This is a genomic window from Eubacterium sp. An3, assembly GCF_002159465.1.
Classification (GTDB): domain Bacteria; phylum Bacillota; class Clostridia; order Lachnospirales; family Lachnospiraceae; genus Anaerobutyricum; species Anaerobutyricum stercoris.
Map to the genome: position 1 here is coordinate 273,228 of NZ_NFIR01000002.1, position 14,924 is coordinate 288,151.

General features: G+C 45.6%; 14 protein-coding genes and 1 pseudogene. All 15 read right to left on the reverse strand.

Features of this window, described 5'->3' with window-relative positions:
- Positions 1-289: 289 nt before the first annotated feature.
- Positions 290-793, reverse strand: a pseudogene (locus B5F87_RS21340) (methylated-DNA--[protein]-cysteine S-methyltransferase); the annotation flags it as partial.
- A 173-nt stretch (positions 794-966) separates the two neighbouring features.
- Entirely contained in the window at positions 967-1,821 is an 855-nt protein-coding gene (gene fba / locus B5F87_RS03595) for a class II fructose-1,6-bisphosphate aldolase (protein WP_087277333.1), read from the reverse strand.
- A 124-nt stretch (positions 1,822-1,945) separates the two neighbouring features.
- Positions 1,946-2,875 carry a 1-phosphofructokinase gene (pfkB, locus tag B5F87_RS03600; protein WP_087276890.1) on the reverse strand — a complete coding sequence of 310 codons (930 nt, stop codon included), beginning with the start codon at positions 2,873-2,875 and terminating at the stop codon, positions 1,946-1,948.
- Between the two features lie 87 nt (positions 2,876-2,962).
- Positions 2,963-3,931 (reverse strand): galactitol-1-phosphate 5-dehydrogenase, encoded by a 969-nt coding sequence (locus B5F87_RS03605; RefSeq protein WP_242964259.1) that lies wholly within the window; start codon positions 3,929-3,931, stop codon positions 2,963-2,965.
- Positions 3,916-3,969: a hypothetical protein gene (locus B5F87_RS21345; RefSeq protein ID WP_242964260.1), complete on the reverse strand. Its 54-nt coding sequence runs from the start codon at positions 3,967-3,969 to the stop codon at positions 3,916-3,918. Before B5F87_RS21345 ends, B5F87_RS03605 begins: the two co-directional genes overlap by 16 nt.
- Positions 3,970-4,024: 55 nt before the next feature.
- Entirely contained in the window at positions 4,025-5,407 is a 1,383-nt protein-coding gene (locus B5F87_RS03610) for a PTS transporter subunit IIC (protein WP_087276896.1), read from the reverse strand.
- Between the two features lie 47 nt (positions 5,408-5,454).
- Positions 5,455-5,733: a PTS galactitol transporter subunit IIB gene (gatB, locus tag B5F87_RS03615; protein ID WP_087276898.1), complete on the reverse strand. Its 279-nt coding sequence runs from the start codon at positions 5,731-5,733 to the stop codon at positions 5,455-5,457.
- Positions 5,730-6,197, reverse strand: a complete 468-nt coding sequence (locus tag B5F87_RS03620; protein WP_087276900.1) for a PTS sugar transporter subunit IIA — start codon at positions 6,195-6,197, stop codon at positions 5,730-5,732. Before B5F87_RS03620 ends, gatB begins: the two co-directional genes overlap by 4 nt.
- Positions 6,198-6,617: 420 nt before the next feature.
- Positions 6,618-8,702, reverse strand: a complete 2,085-nt coding sequence (locus tag B5F87_RS03625) for a BglG family transcription antiterminator (RefSeq protein ID WP_087276903.1) — start codon at positions 8,700-8,702, stop codon at positions 6,618-6,620.
- 193 nt (positions 8,703-8,895) lie between these two features.
- Entirely contained in the window at positions 8,896-9,186 is a 291-nt protein-coding gene (locus B5F87_RS03630) for a hypothetical protein (protein WP_087276906.1), read from the reverse strand.
- Between the two features lie 69 nt (positions 9,187-9,255).
- The gene (locus tag B5F87_RS03635; protein ID WP_087276908.1) at positions 9,256-10,662 is read right to left on the reverse strand and encodes a hypothetical protein; all 1,407 of its coding nucleotides are present in this window, start codon (positions 10,660-10,662) and stop codon (positions 9,256-9,258) included.
- 18 nt (positions 10,663-10,680) lie between these two features.
- Positions 10,681-11,553, reverse strand: coding sequence for an Ig-like domain-containing protein (locus tag B5F87_RS03640; RefSeq protein WP_087276911.1), 873 nt, complete (start codon positions 11,551-11,553; stop codon positions 10,681-10,683).
- 515 nt (positions 11,554-12,068) lie between these two features.
- Entirely contained in the window at positions 12,069-12,923 is an 855-nt protein-coding gene (locus B5F87_RS03645; protein ID WP_087276914.1) for a protein kinase, read from the reverse strand.
- Positions 12,924-12,941: 18 nt separating this feature from the next.
- Positions 12,942-13,550 (reverse strand): hypothetical protein, encoded by a 609-nt coding sequence (locus B5F87_RS03650; RefSeq protein ID WP_087276917.1) that lies wholly within the window; start codon positions 13,548-13,550, stop codon positions 12,942-12,944.
- Between the two features lie 27 nt (positions 13,551-13,577).
- Positions 13,578-14,921: an N-acetylmuramoyl-L-alanine amidase gene (locus B5F87_RS03655; protein ID WP_087276919.1), complete on the reverse strand. Its 1,344-nt coding sequence runs from the start codon at positions 14,919-14,921 to the stop codon at positions 13,578-13,580.
- Between the last annotated feature and the right edge of the window lie 3 nt (positions 14,922-14,924).

A 14,924-nucleotide genomic window follows, 5' to 3' on the forward strand; every position in this document is an offset into this window, starting at 1 on the left:
AGTAGGCGGCTGGCCCCTGCTGCTTTGCCCAGCGTTCGTCGCTCTCGTAGAGCACCGCTACACCGCTCACACGGTCGCCGCCTGCCTCTTTTAGCACGTACAGATTGCCATCGTGAACCGCCTTCTCATAATAGCTCTCCGGATAACAGTCCCAGTAATCCGTCACGTTCCACTGCTCGATGCCTACCTCGTCCATCCAGTGGATACGTTCGTCGATAATGGCATAGACCTGCGGGAGGTCGGCCAGCGTGCCGCGGGCAAAAGTATATTTCTGTTTTTTCGGCACAAAGAAATGTTCTATCGGTACATTTTCCAGGGACAACAGCTTTTGCTTCTTCTCTATTCCTCCGGCATAGCCGGTGAGGCTTCCATTGGTTCCCACCACGCGGTGGCATGGTACGAGGATCGAGATGGGGTTGTGCCCCACCGCACTGCCCACCGCCTGGGCGGACATGTGCGCCACTCCCTTTTTCTCCGCGATTTTCCGGGCGATCTCTCCGTAGGTCATGGTCTGACCATAGGGAATCTGTCTCAGAATCTCCCACACATTTTTCTGAAACTCTGTGCCGATCAGATTAAGCGGCGGCATGAAATCGGGCTCTCTCCCCGAAAAATAAACCGAAAGCCACCGTTTTGCCTCCTCGAAAACTGGAATCTCCCGTTCTTCGTGATCTTCGTCCAGTTTATATGCATAGTATTTTTGATTCTCGAACCACAGGCCCGTGATTCCTTCTTTATCTGCTGCCAGAAGTATTCTGCCCAGCGGGGAAGAATAATGGCTGATGTACTGCATTGTTTTGCCTCCTTGCCTGAATGATAAATTCGCTGCTGTCATTTTATCATTTTTCGTGGAAAAATAATACGCCAATCGACAACAAAAAAACACCGCCGGGATACCTCACCTCAAAGATGAGTTTCCCGGCGGCTTCTTTATGCCAGAGACTTTTGCCCTGCCTGCGCAGGCCGCTATTTCGCCTTGCCCACGCTGCCGCAGACTCTTATTTTATCCATAACATATTTCTTCACTTCTTCGCGGCCGCGGGCGTTGTATTTCTTCGGGTCGATGGTTTCCGGATTCTCATGCAGAACCTCATTGACGCCTTTGGAGAAGGCGATGCGCAGGTCTGTGGCGTAATTGACCTTGCAGATACCCCGGCGGATACATTCTTTTACCGCCTCGTCCGGAACGCCGGAGGTGCCGTGGAGAACCAGCGGGATGGAAACAACCTTGCGGATCTCGCTGAGACGCTCCACATCAAGTTTCGGTGTTCCCTTGTATACGCCGTGGGCGGTGCCGATGGCTACGGCCAAAGAATCTACGCCTGTGGCTTCCACGAAGGCTTTCGCTTCCTGCGGGTCGGTGTACGGATTGCCGTCGCTGCCCTCCAGGTCGTCTTCCTTGCCGCCGACCTTGCCAAGCTCCGCCTCCACCGGAACGCCGGACGGATGGCAGGCATCCGCCACAGCCTTGCTGACGGCAATGTTTTCCTCAAAACTGCCGTGGGAGCCGTCAATCATAATGGAGGTGTAGCCGGCGCGGAGCGCCTGCATGGCAAGCTCGAAGCTGCTGCCGTGATCCAGGTGCATGACCACCGGCACGCTGGCTTTCTCCGCCGCCGTCCGTACATTTGCATAAAAGTATTCCAGGTCTGCGTATTTCACGGTGGATGGGGTGGTCTGCATGATGACCGGAGACTGTAATTCCTCCGCCGCTGCCACGACCGCCTGCACCATTTCCATATTTTCCACATTGAATGCGCCGATGGCGTAGCCGCCTGCCTGAGCGTCCAATAATAACTGTTTCGTCGTTGTCAAAGACATATTTCCTTCCCCTTTCTGTTTCGGGACCATTTGCCCTCCTGTCAGAATCTGTCGTATCTTCCGCCCGGAGTGTTGATATGCCGCCTTTTTACATTTCCGCTGATATCGGGAGCGGTACCTGGCGTTATAATCTTCTGACTGTCGTCCCTTTCAATATTTCCTCATAATCTTTCCGTTCAAAATTCCCCGTCCGGGTACTCATGGCGTTGGCGGACGCCACAGCCACCGCTTTTTTTAGTGTCTCCGCAGGAGCGGTGCCCTTCTCCATTTCCACCGCGAAAGCTCCCACCATGGAATCGCCGCAGCCCACAGTATTGAGCGCCTTCATCTGCGGCGGCCTGCCCTGAAAAATACCGTCCTCACAGACGAGCAGCGCACCGTCTTTGCCAAGGGAAATCACCACGTAAGGGATTCCCATTTCATAGATCTGCTTTCCACAGCGGATAACGTCCTCCATGGAGCTGATTTTTTCTCCGAACAAAATCTCCATCTCATCTTTATTAGGCTTCACCATGGTCGGCGCCGCCTGAAGCCCTTCCTTCAGCGCGTCGCCGCTGGTATCAAGAATCACTTTCTTTCCCGCATCCTTCGCAATGCCGACCATCACGCCGTAGATATCTCTGCGGACGCCCTTTGGCAAACTGCCGGAGATGGTGATGACACTGCTCTCCTCCGCAAGCCGCGCAAACTGCGCGAGAAATTCCTTCTCCTCTTCTTCTTCGATGGTGCAGCCCGGCTCCAGATACTCGGTGGAGCCGTATCTTTCATCCAGAATGTTGATGCAGCTTCTGGTCTCGCCCTTCACATGGGTAAATGTATGGGCGATGCCGTCTTCTTCCAGCAGTTCTTCCAGATATCTTCCGTTGAAGCCGCCACAAAATCCGGTGGTCTGCACCTGCGCTCCGCACAGCCTGACGATCCGCGCCACATTTAATCCCTTTCCTCCCGCCGAATTCCGGCAGGAGGCCACCCGCATGACCGTTCCGTTTTCTATAGGCTGCTCCATGGAATAAGCTTTGTCAACGGATGCATTTAATGTTACTGTCGTTATCATATTCTCCCCTGTTTTTCGTTCTGGTGTACTGTCTCATTCATTTTCACAGTACTGGTATTATATGTTTTTGCCCGCAACAGTCCCTCACTACTCGCTGTCAATAAGAATCTTTCCCTTTACCGTTCCCGGTGTCTTGTACATTTCAAATGCGCTTTCAATCTGACTGAGCGGTATCTTTTTAAAGATAAATGAATTGTCGAATCTGAGTGCTCCGGTCTTGAAATAATGTGCGGTCAGCGACCATTCTTTTCCCGGGAACGGCGCGCTGTAGGACATCCAGGAGCCGGTCAGGGTAAACTCTTTCCGGTTCATATTTTCCCACTCGCTGACAGAGAAGCTCAGCTCCTTCGTCGGCGTTCCCACAAAACAGATGTTGGCTTTGTTGGCCGCCAGCGCGAAAGCCATCTTCATGGTGACGGTATTGCCGGCGGTCTCAAAAACATAATCATAGCCTCGTCCGCCGGTGAGCGCCATGGCCTTTTCCATGTAATCCTCTTCCAGCGTGTTGATGCTTGCCGTGGCTCCCAGTCTCTTTCCGAGGGCCAGCCGCTCTTCGGCAATATCGAAGACCACAGTCTCTCTTGCACCGAAGATGTTTGCCCACTGCATGACAAACATACCGATGGTTCCGCCGCCCAGGATAGCGACGGTCTTACCTCCCTCAAACGGCACTCTTTGGAGACCGTGGAGAGCTACGGTGGCCGGTTCAAAAAACGCTCCCTGCTCAAAGGAAACTTCATCCTCGAATTTCACCGCATTTCTTTCCGGCACAGCCACGTACTCCGCAAAGCTTCCGAACTGGCGCGAACCGATGAAGCTGTAATGCTTGCAGAGGGAGTAGTTTCCTTTCTGACAGTCCTCACACTCCATGCACGGCACCAGCGGCACGCCGGCCACCCGGTCGCCCGGTTGTAAGGAAGTCACGCCCTCGCCGATTTCCGCCACCACGCCGGAAAATTCGTGTCCCAGTACATTTGGGAAGAAGTGGCAGGCGTCCCCGTTGACGCGGGGTACGTCAGAACCACAGATTCCTGTATATTTTACCTTAATGAGCACCTCGCCCTTTCCCGGCTTCGGCGTCTCAATCTCCTCATAACGAATGTCTTCTCTGGCATGTACGACACCAGCTTTCATACTATAACCTTCTTTCTATAAATATTCCTCTTCCGCTGCCGCCAGCTCCGCCGCTCTTTTTCTTGAGTGAAGCACGGCAAATACAATGCATATCAGATAAAGAACTGCAATCACGGCCAGCCCGGCAATATTTTCTCTTGTAAATAACTGCGTGAAAATGTAAGTGATCGGGCATCCACCCTGATCCATGGCCGCCAGCGTATCCCCCTGCGCCACAGCGCCTACGGATTGTCCGAGAGTCGTCGTCCATCCCACTGCCTGATTTGTAATCCAGAGGGTCAGAACCATAATACGCGAGCCCGATATGAGCGTCCGGAACAGATTTCCTTTATGTACGGCAACTGCCATGGCAATGAAAAATCCTATGGTCGCCAGATCTCCAAAAGGAAGGATACGGTTACCCGGCATTATAATGGCGATGAGCAATGTGATCGGGATGAACAAAATGCCTGCTGTCACAACCTCCGGATTACCCAGCAGCAGCGCCGGATCAAGACCAATATAAAAGTCTGCATTTTCTCCGAAATGTTTATGCATAATTTCTTTTGCTCTCTCAGAAATCGGCAGAAGTCCATCCATGATACATTTGATGATCTTCGGCATCAGAACCATAACGGCTGCCATTTTTATGCCCAGCGGCAGCGCTTCCTGCGGACCGTATCCGGCAAGAAATCCAATGATTGTGCCCAGAATAAAGCCGATGACAACCGGCTCGCCCAGAACGCCGATTTTTTCCTGAAGACCGCTGACAGAGATGCTCACCTTCCGAAGACCCGGGATTTTTTCTATAACCGCATCTACCATGCAGGCAATCGGTCCCAGGTAAGCGGAAGTTCCGTGGGGAGTTGTGATTCCCTCCATCTCAAAATAGTCTGCTAAAAGAGGCGCCCACAAATCGCCCAGCTTAAAAGTGATAACTGAATGCACAGCCGCACCAAGAATTCCAATCCAGATATTACCCGTCACCGCGTAAGCGATGGCTCCCGTAAATGCAATATGCCATACGTTCCAGATATCAATATTAATGGTTTTCGTAGTCTTGGTAAAAAACATGATCAGGTTGATGGCGATGGAAAGCGGTATGGCGATAGTAGCGATAATGGACCCCCAGGTAACGCCGCTCATACCCGGCCAGCCCACCTCCACGATGGAAAGACTTACGCCCAGCCGGTCCGCCATGGCCTGCGCCGCCGGTCCCATATTTTGATTCATCATATCTACGATGAGACTCATGCCGACGAATCCGACGCCGATCATCAGTCCGGAACGGATGGCCTTGCCAACCTTTACGCCGATGATGATTGACAAAATCGCGATGATGATCGGGAGCATGACCGACGCTCCCATATCGATAATATAATTAATGACAAAGTATGCCCCGTTTAAAAACGTACTCATTTTCTCCCCTCCAGTATAATATCATTCTCCAGCTCCATACACCGGCTCTATCCTCTGAGCACTTTGAGAATCGCCGCTTCTGTCTTTCCGACACCCACTCCTGAGATAAACGGCATGCCGGTGATCAGCGGAACTCCGAAATCCCGTTTTACTTTGGAGGTGGTGACAATCAGATCAGCCGGAAGATTGGATTCAATCTCAGAGATTCTTACCTGGCAAATGTTTACGTCAATCCCGTTCTTCTCACAAAGTTCCACAACCTTATTGGCTGCCACTGTTGATGTTGCTACTGCTCCGCCGCATGCTACGATAATTTTCTTTTTCATAATCTATTCTCCTTCTCTTTAATAATCTCAATAATCTGTTTTGCTTCTTTCCCCTGCGCCAATCTCTCCAGAATCTCCTTATCCTGAATAATGGCGATTATTCTCTGTAACTGTTCCAGATGTCCTTTAGGGTCATCCACCGCCAGCATGAAAACAACTTTTGCATCCACATAATCGTCATCGGTTCCCATCTGCACGAAGGTGACCGGATGGTTTAAAATAGCAATGGCTGTCGCCGCCTTATTGACATGACTCACATCGGTGTGAGGAATCGCCACCCCGAAACCGTCGATGTCAAGCCCTGTGGGAAATCCCTTTTCCCTTTCAATGAGAGCATCCACATAGGATTCTTTTGCGTAACCCTCATCAATAACTTTCTGCCCTACCAGCCGCATGACATCGTCGCTGGTACTGGCGTTCAGATCGGTAAGAATCAAAGATTCTTTTAATTCTTCCCATATCATGTTTCTTCTCCCCTTCCTCTCTGACTGGACTGATTTTGTGATTTTGATACTGCGCTGACCGGAAGTTTCTATCACTGTCTGCTTTCCTTCAACGTCTCTGTATCTGAAAGATGAAAAACCGGTTTGTTCTTTCGTTATCTGTATCCTACCATCTCCGGTGCGAGAAAAAAAGTCAAGAGTATTTCAAGTTTTGTGCAAAAATATAGAACGGTTGAATTCTTTTCCAAAACAAAGAAGAAAACTAATCTCCTTTTTCTGGTTATGCGCGCATTTTCTTATGCATACTGTACAAAACATCGAAATTCGCAGACTTTCCATATATCAAAAAGCTCAGATCTTCTTATATTGAAAAAGGCCGCGAACTCTTCAGTCCACGACCTTCTTATGATGTGACAGCAGTTGCACTGTACCTTTGCTGCGCTACTCCATCACTTCGTATTCATATTTTTCGATAATTGACGCTGCTTCCTCCGGCGTCCGGCAAAGGTGGAGCATTTCCTTCACTTTACCGTTCTGGAGCATGTTGACCAGGTTAAAAAAGGCTTTCAGATAGGTTTTGTGATCCACGGCGCTCAGGCAGCAGACAAACTCCACCGGGTCAAATTCTTCCTCCCCGAAAGGCACCGGATTTTTCAGCCGGATAAGGCTCATTCCCACCTTGATGCTTCCTTCCTCCAGCCCTTCATGGGGCATGGCAAAACCAGGCGACAACACCACGTAAGGACCGTTTTTCTCTATATTGCTTATCATGGCGTCAATGTAACGCGCCTCGATGTATCCGGAATCCAGCAGTTTCTGCGCCGACTTGCGCACGGCGTCCCGCCAGTCGCTGCACTCCACGTCCAATGTGATATGACCCGGCGGCAGCAAATGATGAAGATACGGAGAAAAGATTTCCGCATCCGCCTCCACCGACTGATTCATATAATGCCGGATTTCCCGGCGAATCCGCTTCATCAGCGGGTCGGCCTGCTCCGGAACCATCTCTCTGACGATGGCGTCCACCCTGGCGATGACTCCCCGCGCCGTCACTTCTTTTTCTCCGATCCGGGACGGCAGCTTTCTGCTGTTGCGAAGCGCGTCAATCTTATTGCCCACCCGCAGATAATCCTCATCACTCAGCAGCGGGGAAACCACCACATAGTCCAGTTTACAGTTCTTTAGCGGAACTGTCGATATCATAAAGTCAGCTTTTCCACTCTCGATGCGCTCCGCCTCATGGGAGGATACCACATCCACAATTTGAAAATTAAAATGCTGTTTCAGCTTCTCCAGAAGAAGGTGTGAGGTTCCGATGCCCGCATGGCAGACCACGATCACATGAAACGCCACCTCCTTGTTTTTCTTCCGCTCCATAGCCGCGCAGATGTGCACGGCGATATATCCTTCTTCCATCTCCGTCATGGGCCGGTGAATGTGTTTCAGGATGATATCTTCTTTCTCCTTCACCGCCTGTAGCACATGAGGATTTTCCTCCAACACCTCTGTGACGATGGGATTTTCCTGGAAGGAAGGCGGCTTTTCCGAGAAGACCGAGCGCAGATGATTGGACAGACTCTCGAAAAAGTCATAATCATCGCTGAGATTCACGTCCAGCTCCTCCGAGATGTTTTCAATAAACTGCCGGGTCACCATCTGTATTTTGATCACATCGCTGTCCACCGTTTTCTCTTTCAGATAGCGCGCCCGGGAAAGCTGGCTGCTCAAAAAGCATACCTCCGACTCCGTGGTATTGATATGGCAGTACTGGGAAATATATCGGAGAATATCCTGGGCCATCCGGTATTTGCCGTCGTTTCTGTACTCCTGCTTCTCAATATATTCTCCCTGCAGATTCCGGTTGACCATAATTCCCAGATATAGAAGGATCTTCTGAAAGGAACCGTCCGTCAGAAAGCTCTTATGCACATGCTCCTGTTCACCCACGATTTTCTGAATGATGATCTTGTTGCCCGCCTGCACGCTGATGTGATTCTCTACGATACCGGCCTCCGCGACGTCCCCCTGCTTCCGGGACATTTTCATAATGAATCGCCGCTTATCACTTTCCTTTCCTTCCACCCGCAGGCCTTTGTTCGGATGAGAGATCACCTCCATGCCGTTTTTCCGGATCAGCGCTTTTATCTCGTCCAGATCGCCGATGATGGTCGCCCGGCTCACAAACAGGCTGTCCGCAATGCCGGACAGGGTAATATACTCCGTGGAGCTTACCAGCAGCACCGCAGCCAGCCGCTTCCGCTCTTCTCTGGAAAGCTTATACTGGTAGAAATCCTCCTCCATGACGCAGGCGATCACCTCTGCAAAATCCTCCCGTACCCGGATGATTCCGCCTCTCTTTAATTCCAGTCTCTGCAGCCCATTTTCTTTCAGCACATCGTTGATGGCGTTTAAATCATTACGGATGGTGCGCTGAGACACGCCAAACTCTTCCGCCAGCTCCGCGATGCTGCTCTCCTTTTTTCCGGCGCTTAACTTCTGCACAATGGATAACGTTCTTTTATTCATTCTTCTCCCCCAATGTATGTGATAGTAAAAAGTATAGCGCATTTCCCATGTGAAAAAAAGAACAATTTCTTTCACAGAAAAATGCGCTGATTATACTTTGTCGGCTTCATATAATAGATTATGTTATTTGCAATTATCGTATTATATCATGATAAAATATCACCACTTTTGGTAATATTGAAAAATGTTATAGTTAAATTTCCCAGTTTCCTACTATTTTAATAATACATATAAGCATTAAAACATAAAGAATAATTCCCAATACAGAGCACAACACCCCTGTACGTCCTCGATTCTTCTGCTTTGAATCACTATTCTTTACTGTTGCTATGCACCCTAATATAATGCCTAAAACAAACAGAACCGGAATCACATAAGTACCGACTGCGGTCATAGAAAGAATACTTGTCAATCCTGTACCTATCATCCCTAAAACCCCAAAAATGATTGCTGCAATCCCTAATATCATAGATATCGTTCCCATTTTTACCTCCATATTTTTTGCATATCAAGCTTCTATCTTGCTCCAAAACTTTTATATTATACCGTGTCTTTATTTCTTCACTTTAACAACTTTTACTTTTGACCATTTGGAAAAAATCTTTTTTGTTTTTCCATTTACTGTCGTCTTTTTGTATGTACGAATTCTGATAAAATATTTCTTTTTCGCTTTTAATTTTTTGATTTTCTTTTTAGTTTTGGAAGCACCTTTTATCGTATATGTTTTAACTCCCTTTTTAAACTTTTTATTTGTTGCACACTGAACCTGATAACCTGATACACTCGGTTTTGCTTTCCAAATTACAACTATTTTTTTCTTATTTCGTGTTATTTGAGCAATTTGAGTTTTTTTCGGTTTTATATTTTGAGACGCACTTGTATTTCCTGTCTTTTCACTGAAATTGCCTAAATTGAAAGCATAATTCCCTTCCCCTGAATATTTCTCAATATACAGATAATAGGTACCTGCCTCCAATTCAAAATCATAAGAATGATTTCCTTCTTCTGGATATTCATTTCCCCATACAGTTTCTCCACTGGCATCCGTTATATACATTTTTGTTTCTTTTATATTACTATTATACTGCAGTGTTAGCTTTTTAGCTGTAGAAAAAGTATATTTATAAATATCTACATCATCATTAACAGCCAACTGTCCTTTTACTGTACTTCCAAAACCTGGAACCGAGGCATATGTCACTGTATTGTTTGGTTCAGTAAAGCTCTCTCCCGCTGACGAAAACATTGTCGCATAATTATAAGTGCCAGTTGCAGACCAATACTCCTCTACAACCAAATAATATCTTCCTTTTACCAAATCAATCTTATACGCAGTACTACCTTCATTCGGATATTGATATCCCCATACTCTTTCCCCACTAGCATCAACTATGCAAATTCTCACAGAAGATAGTTGACTGTTAAATGTCAACGTAATCCGTCCAGAAGAAGATATATCATATTTATAATAATCTTTATCATCATTGATTGCCAATTGTCCATTTACCTTAGTTCCAAAAGAAGGACTTGAAGCATAGGTGATAGAGTTATTTGCTTCACTAAAACTTTCTCCTGCTGAAACAAAAGATGCCGTAAAATCATAGGCTCCAGTCGCAGACCAATACTCTTCTACATATAAAGTATATGTTCCTTTTATTAAATCTAATGTATATATTGTGCTTCCTTCATTTGGATATTGATACCCCCATATCCTATCACCGCTGGCATTATTCATATAAACCCTCACAGAAGATAACTGACTATTAAATGTTAACGTAACACGTCCCGCTGAAGATAAATTAAACTGATAGGACTGGCTGGATGTACTATTAGAGATATATCCCCGATAATTATTTCCCCAATTTACTGTCGTCGCACTAAACCCTGTTATTTTCACTGCAAACAGCAGTGCAAATGCCAAAAAAATACTAAAAATAAATGTACTACTTTTTGATTTCATGTAACTTCTCCTCCTTTTTTAATATATTTGATATGATATTTTTTTCACAATATAACCATATTTTGATTTTTTATCTTTCTTCAATGTTAAGTGAATTCCACATATATCTTTTGTCCTTGTAGAACCATTTTCATAATCATATGTATTGATTTTTCCTTTCACTGATACATATAACCTTTTTCCTTTCTTCTCCATGGATAAGATCTCGGCCACATCGGTGATTCCTTCTTCTCCGTCTCCTCCTGCATATCCATAATTGGAATTATCTATTTTCCGAAAGAATCCGTAACTGGAGTAGTTTTTAATTTTCTTTCCAAAAAGGTTTTTCACCGTCTTTTTTATTGTCCCTTTTGAGTAAACGTATTTATTCTGATACATATAAAGGATGTATGCCGCAATTGATTTCCTGTTATCATTATTGTTTTTCACAATCACATTTTGGGCTGAGCTGTCTGTGCCGTATTGTGCTTTATCAATACAATATGAAGACATATACCGGATAAGTTTTTTTACTTTGGCCTGATTCTGAGACTGTTTTGTAACCACCTTCACTTTGCATTCAGCAATCCTTGTTTTCGTACAATCAGGCACCCAATATGTTGCCTTACAAAAAACAGTAGATGTTCCAATATTTTTTGCTAAGATTCTTCCATTCTTTTCCACTTTAACAACATTATTATCATCAGTATACCATTCATATTTTTTTATTTCAGGGACTCCGACTTCTGCCGTGACTTCACATCTTAATTTTTTAGTCGCCCCTTTATAAATACTCACTTTCTCAGGAATAATATTTATATCCTCTTCTGTAGCACAAACTGTTGTTCTCAAACAACAAATTAAAATAAAAACAAATCCAGTCGTCATAATTATTTTCTTTGCTATTTTCATTAAAACCTCCTCCTTACAGCACTTTAACTTATTTCCATTTCTCCAATTCTTTTTTATCCAGCAACAGATTCTGACACTCTTCTTCTCTTTCGATTAAATCTATCAGAGCAAGACGCCAGGAATCAACTGGCAGTCTGGAACGTAATCTGGATGTAATTCAAAAGATCTGCTTCGTGGAGCTTTTGGATTGCTTTCATAATATGAGAAAAACTGCCCGGGAGTCTTCTCACTCGCTCATGCTCTTCATAAAACCATCTATGCTGATGGAAATCGTTCTCATGTGAGTCCTTTTCATTTTCCCAATGATTTCTTTTGTAATCAGTGAACCATTGGTTACCATCCCCTAGGGGAATTCCAAGCGACTAGTATAACTCATGACCCGAAACAAGTCCTAGCGTAACAGCAATTCTCCGCCTGTCTTGTCTCTGCTATACAAACAGTAATGACGTATTCTTTATCAGCCAAATGCCACAAACCCAACTCTGACAAAATATATTTATAGTCATATTTTCCCCCTACAGACTCCCATAAAAGTCGTATATATTTTGAAATCTGTCTTTTATATTCGAATTCAATCCCCGCATGATTGCCTCCTCCATTTGATGCGATACGTTAATTCCCAGTTCAGACGGTGTTTTTACCCTGCTGCCGCACAGAACATTCACCGGATGCTCCGGATAAATCCCCGTGAGACATTTATACATACTCATGGGCAGGCTGTACACATCTGTCCATGGGCAGCAGATATCATTTATTCTATCCATATATTCTTCCGGCGGATAAGGATACGAAATCGATGCCATTGGATATCCATATTCCGCTTCTTTTTTTATATCCGCCGTCATCTGAATATTGGTGAGAGAAAGTTCCATCCCTTTTTTCAATATCAGATGACTGGGCCGTATCGCCTTATGGAGTATGCCATTGTGATGAATTCTTTGCAACGGCTCCGCCACCTGATAAAAAAGGTGCAGAATCTCTCCCTCAGATAATGTGCCATACTGCTTTAAATACCAGTCCAACGGAATCCCATCCGGATATTTCATAACAAGATACACCGTGTGATTTTCTTCAAAATAATCAAAAGCGTCCGCCATATGAGAATTGCCATGCCAGCTAAGGCTGATTAAAATACGAGATTCTCTAAGAAAATCTTCTTTGCCTTTCTCCGAACGAATCATAATCGCGCCGAGCTCTCCCAGCCGTTTAATAAATCCATTTAAGAAAAATTCCCGAATCATCACTCTCTGATTCCAACGAACATCCATCGCTTCATAATTGATTCCAGCGGCCTCCCATCCCACTGTTTCCCGGATCCAATATTTTCCTTTTAAAAGATACCCTTTTAGTAAAACATACATAATATACATGAGAAGTCACCTGATTTCTTATATTATTTTTTTATAGGTAACATCATTTTTTCCAATATTATATTTATCCAAATATTTATAATATGTTTTTTCCGAACATTTTTTCCCATTTTTGAAACAGGTAGGATATGGTGAATATCCATAATGATTCGCCTGATAATATTTCAAATCCAACGTTTTCTTTCGTTTTCCTTTATATAACTTATATATACTATAATGACTATAGCCAGCCAATCTGTCAAAAATAATCAACCGTTTTTTGCTATAGTATAATTCTCCTCCACCTGCCGGTCCATCTATGATATCCAGAACTTTTACTTTCTTTTTATGATGAGTCAGTATCACAACTTTATTGGTATAGTCAATCCATGAGTCCGGCGCGTCCGAAAGCAGTAATTCTTTCTTTCCGTCCTTATTGATATCTAAAAGCTTATAATAATGAAATTCTGAACGATAGGCCGTTTTGGTAACGCCGTTTGATTTTTTCCTGTAAACACCTGTATTGGATTCCAAAATCTGCTTATACCAGTCTTTTGATGCAGCTTCAGATTTCATCGAAAAAATGAATCCGCATGAAAGCACAAAGAATAAAGAAATAACAAGATAACTCCTTATTTTTTTACACATTTTTTACTTTCTCTCCTTCCTTCTATCCTATTTTCTTTTCCTGAACACAAACCACAGTACGCCGCCTGCGGCGCCAAGAAGAATCACTGCAATCACCGCCAGAGTAATCACAAATGTACTTCGGCCGGCATCCCGGTCTTTCTCTGACACAGCATCCTCTCTGCTCGCAACAGTCTGACTCTCTCCGGAAAATGTGTCGTCATTTGCTCTGCCGTCTTCCGGCGCTCCCTCTGCCTCAGTGCTCTTTTCAATGGATGTACTGTTTTTTGCCGTCTCATCTACTGCAACGCTATTGTTAGCAGACACGCTGTTATCTGCGCCACCAACCGCTCCACTGGCATCTGTGCCGACTGTTTCCCCGACATAATAGGTCTGATAGGTGATATCATTGTTTTCGGCGCGGCCGTCACGGACGTGAACCAGCTTGGCCTGATAGTCATCAAGTTCCGGCAGAATCTCGCCGGTTTCTTTACTGATCAGCTGATAATATCTGGCGATGCCCCGGGCATCGGCCCGGGCCAGGGTACGTAATCCCTCATCGCTGCTTAAGTAAGTTTCGTAATCGCTGTCGTTGTCAAGAAAAGCGTGTTCGATTAAAATACTCGGCAAGTTGTTGAGAACACCGTTTCGGATGATGGCGTAATAATCGGCCAGAGTACCGTCCCCGTAACGCTCGTCTGCTTCGGAATCCCGTAGCAAAAGGCCCTGGTTCGTCAGGCCAACGGCCTCCAGTTCATTTAAAATATTACAGCCCAGTTTCTGTTCTTCTTCTGCCATCTGTTCTTTAGTCTCATCGTGAGTGTTATAGTTTCCCTTGGCCACCAAAACCGTCGAACCGTTGCCGTAAGGGCAGCAGGGACCGGTGGAATTATTGTGCAGGCTTATGAGCACATCAGCGTTCTCGTCAAGAGCGATTTCTGTCCGCTCTTCCAGTTCCACTGTCTCATCGTCATCTCTGGTGAGAGTAACAGTCACGCCTTCGTATTTCTCCAATTCCTCCTTCAGATAATGGGCAATCTTAAGGTTTAAGTCTTTTTCCTCAACGGAGTCCCGCTCTGCTCCGGACTGGATACCGCCATGTCCGGGATCAAGTACGATATGAAGTTTTTGACCGGAAGTTTCGCATCCGATGAAATCTCTATCATCATCGAAAGTAATTTGTCCGGCAGAATCTATATACTCAGTGGCTGCTGTATACTCAGTGGCTGCTGTACCTTCGGCAACAGCCGCCTTCACAACCGCATGGCCGACTGACGCTGCCAGCAGACAAAATACCATCAGACGGCAGATAGTGCGGAGTGAGACAAAAATGCGTCCTGGCCTGGCCGGTATTCCCATGGCTTTTATCAATCTGGAATCATATTTTTTCATGTA

What these genes read in the sequence shown, in the direction of transcription:
- B5F87_RS03645 (WP_087276914.1), bottom strand. Translation starts at nt 12,923, where the DNA reads ATGTATATTATGTATGTTTTACTAAAAGGGTATCTTTTAAAAGGAAAA.
- B5F87_RS03655 (WP_087276919.1), bottom strand. Translation starts at nt 14,921, where the DNA reads ATGAAAAAATATGATTCCAGATTGATAAAAGCCATGGGAATACCGGCC.
- fba (WP_087277333.1), bottom strand. Translation starts at nt 1,821, where the DNA reads ATGTCTTTGACAACGACGAAACAGTTATTATTGGACGCTCAGGCAGGC.
- B5F87_RS03625 (WP_087276903.1), bottom strand. Translation starts at nt 8,702, where the DNA reads ATGAATAAAAGAACGTTATCCATTGTGCAGAAGTTAAGCGCCGGAAAA.
- B5F87_RS03635 (WP_087276908.1), bottom strand. Translation starts at nt 10,662, where the DNA reads ATGAAATCAAAAAGTAGTACATTTATTTTTAGTATTTTTTTGGCATTT.
- B5F87_RS03610 (WP_087276896.1), bottom strand. Translation starts at nt 5,407, where the DNA reads ATGAGTACGTTTTTAAACGGGGCATACTTTGTCATTAATTATATTATC.
- B5F87_RS03640 (WP_087276911.1), bottom strand. Translation starts at nt 11,553, where the DNA reads ATGAAAATAGCAAAGAAAATAATTATGACGACTGGATTTGTTTTTATT.
- B5F87_RS03620 (WP_087276900.1), bottom strand. Translation starts at nt 6,197, where the DNA reads ATGATATGGGAAGAATTAAAAGAATCTTTGATTCTTACCGATCTGAAC.
- gatB (WP_087276898.1), bottom strand. Translation starts at nt 5,733, where the DNA reads ATGAAAAAGAAAATTATCGTAGCATGCGGCGGAGCAGTAGCAACATCA.
- B5F87_RS03630 (WP_087276906.1), bottom strand. Translation starts at nt 9,186, where the DNA reads ATGGGAACGATATCTATGATATTAGGGATTGCAGCAATCATTTTTGGG.
- pfkB (WP_087276890.1), bottom strand. Translation starts at nt 2,875, where the DNA reads ATGATAACGACAGTAACATTAAATGCATCCGTTGACAAAGCTTATTCC.
- B5F87_RS03650 (WP_087276917.1), bottom strand. Translation starts at nt 13,550, where the DNA reads ATGTGTAAAAAAATAAGGAGTTATCTTGTTATTTCTTTATTCTTTGTG.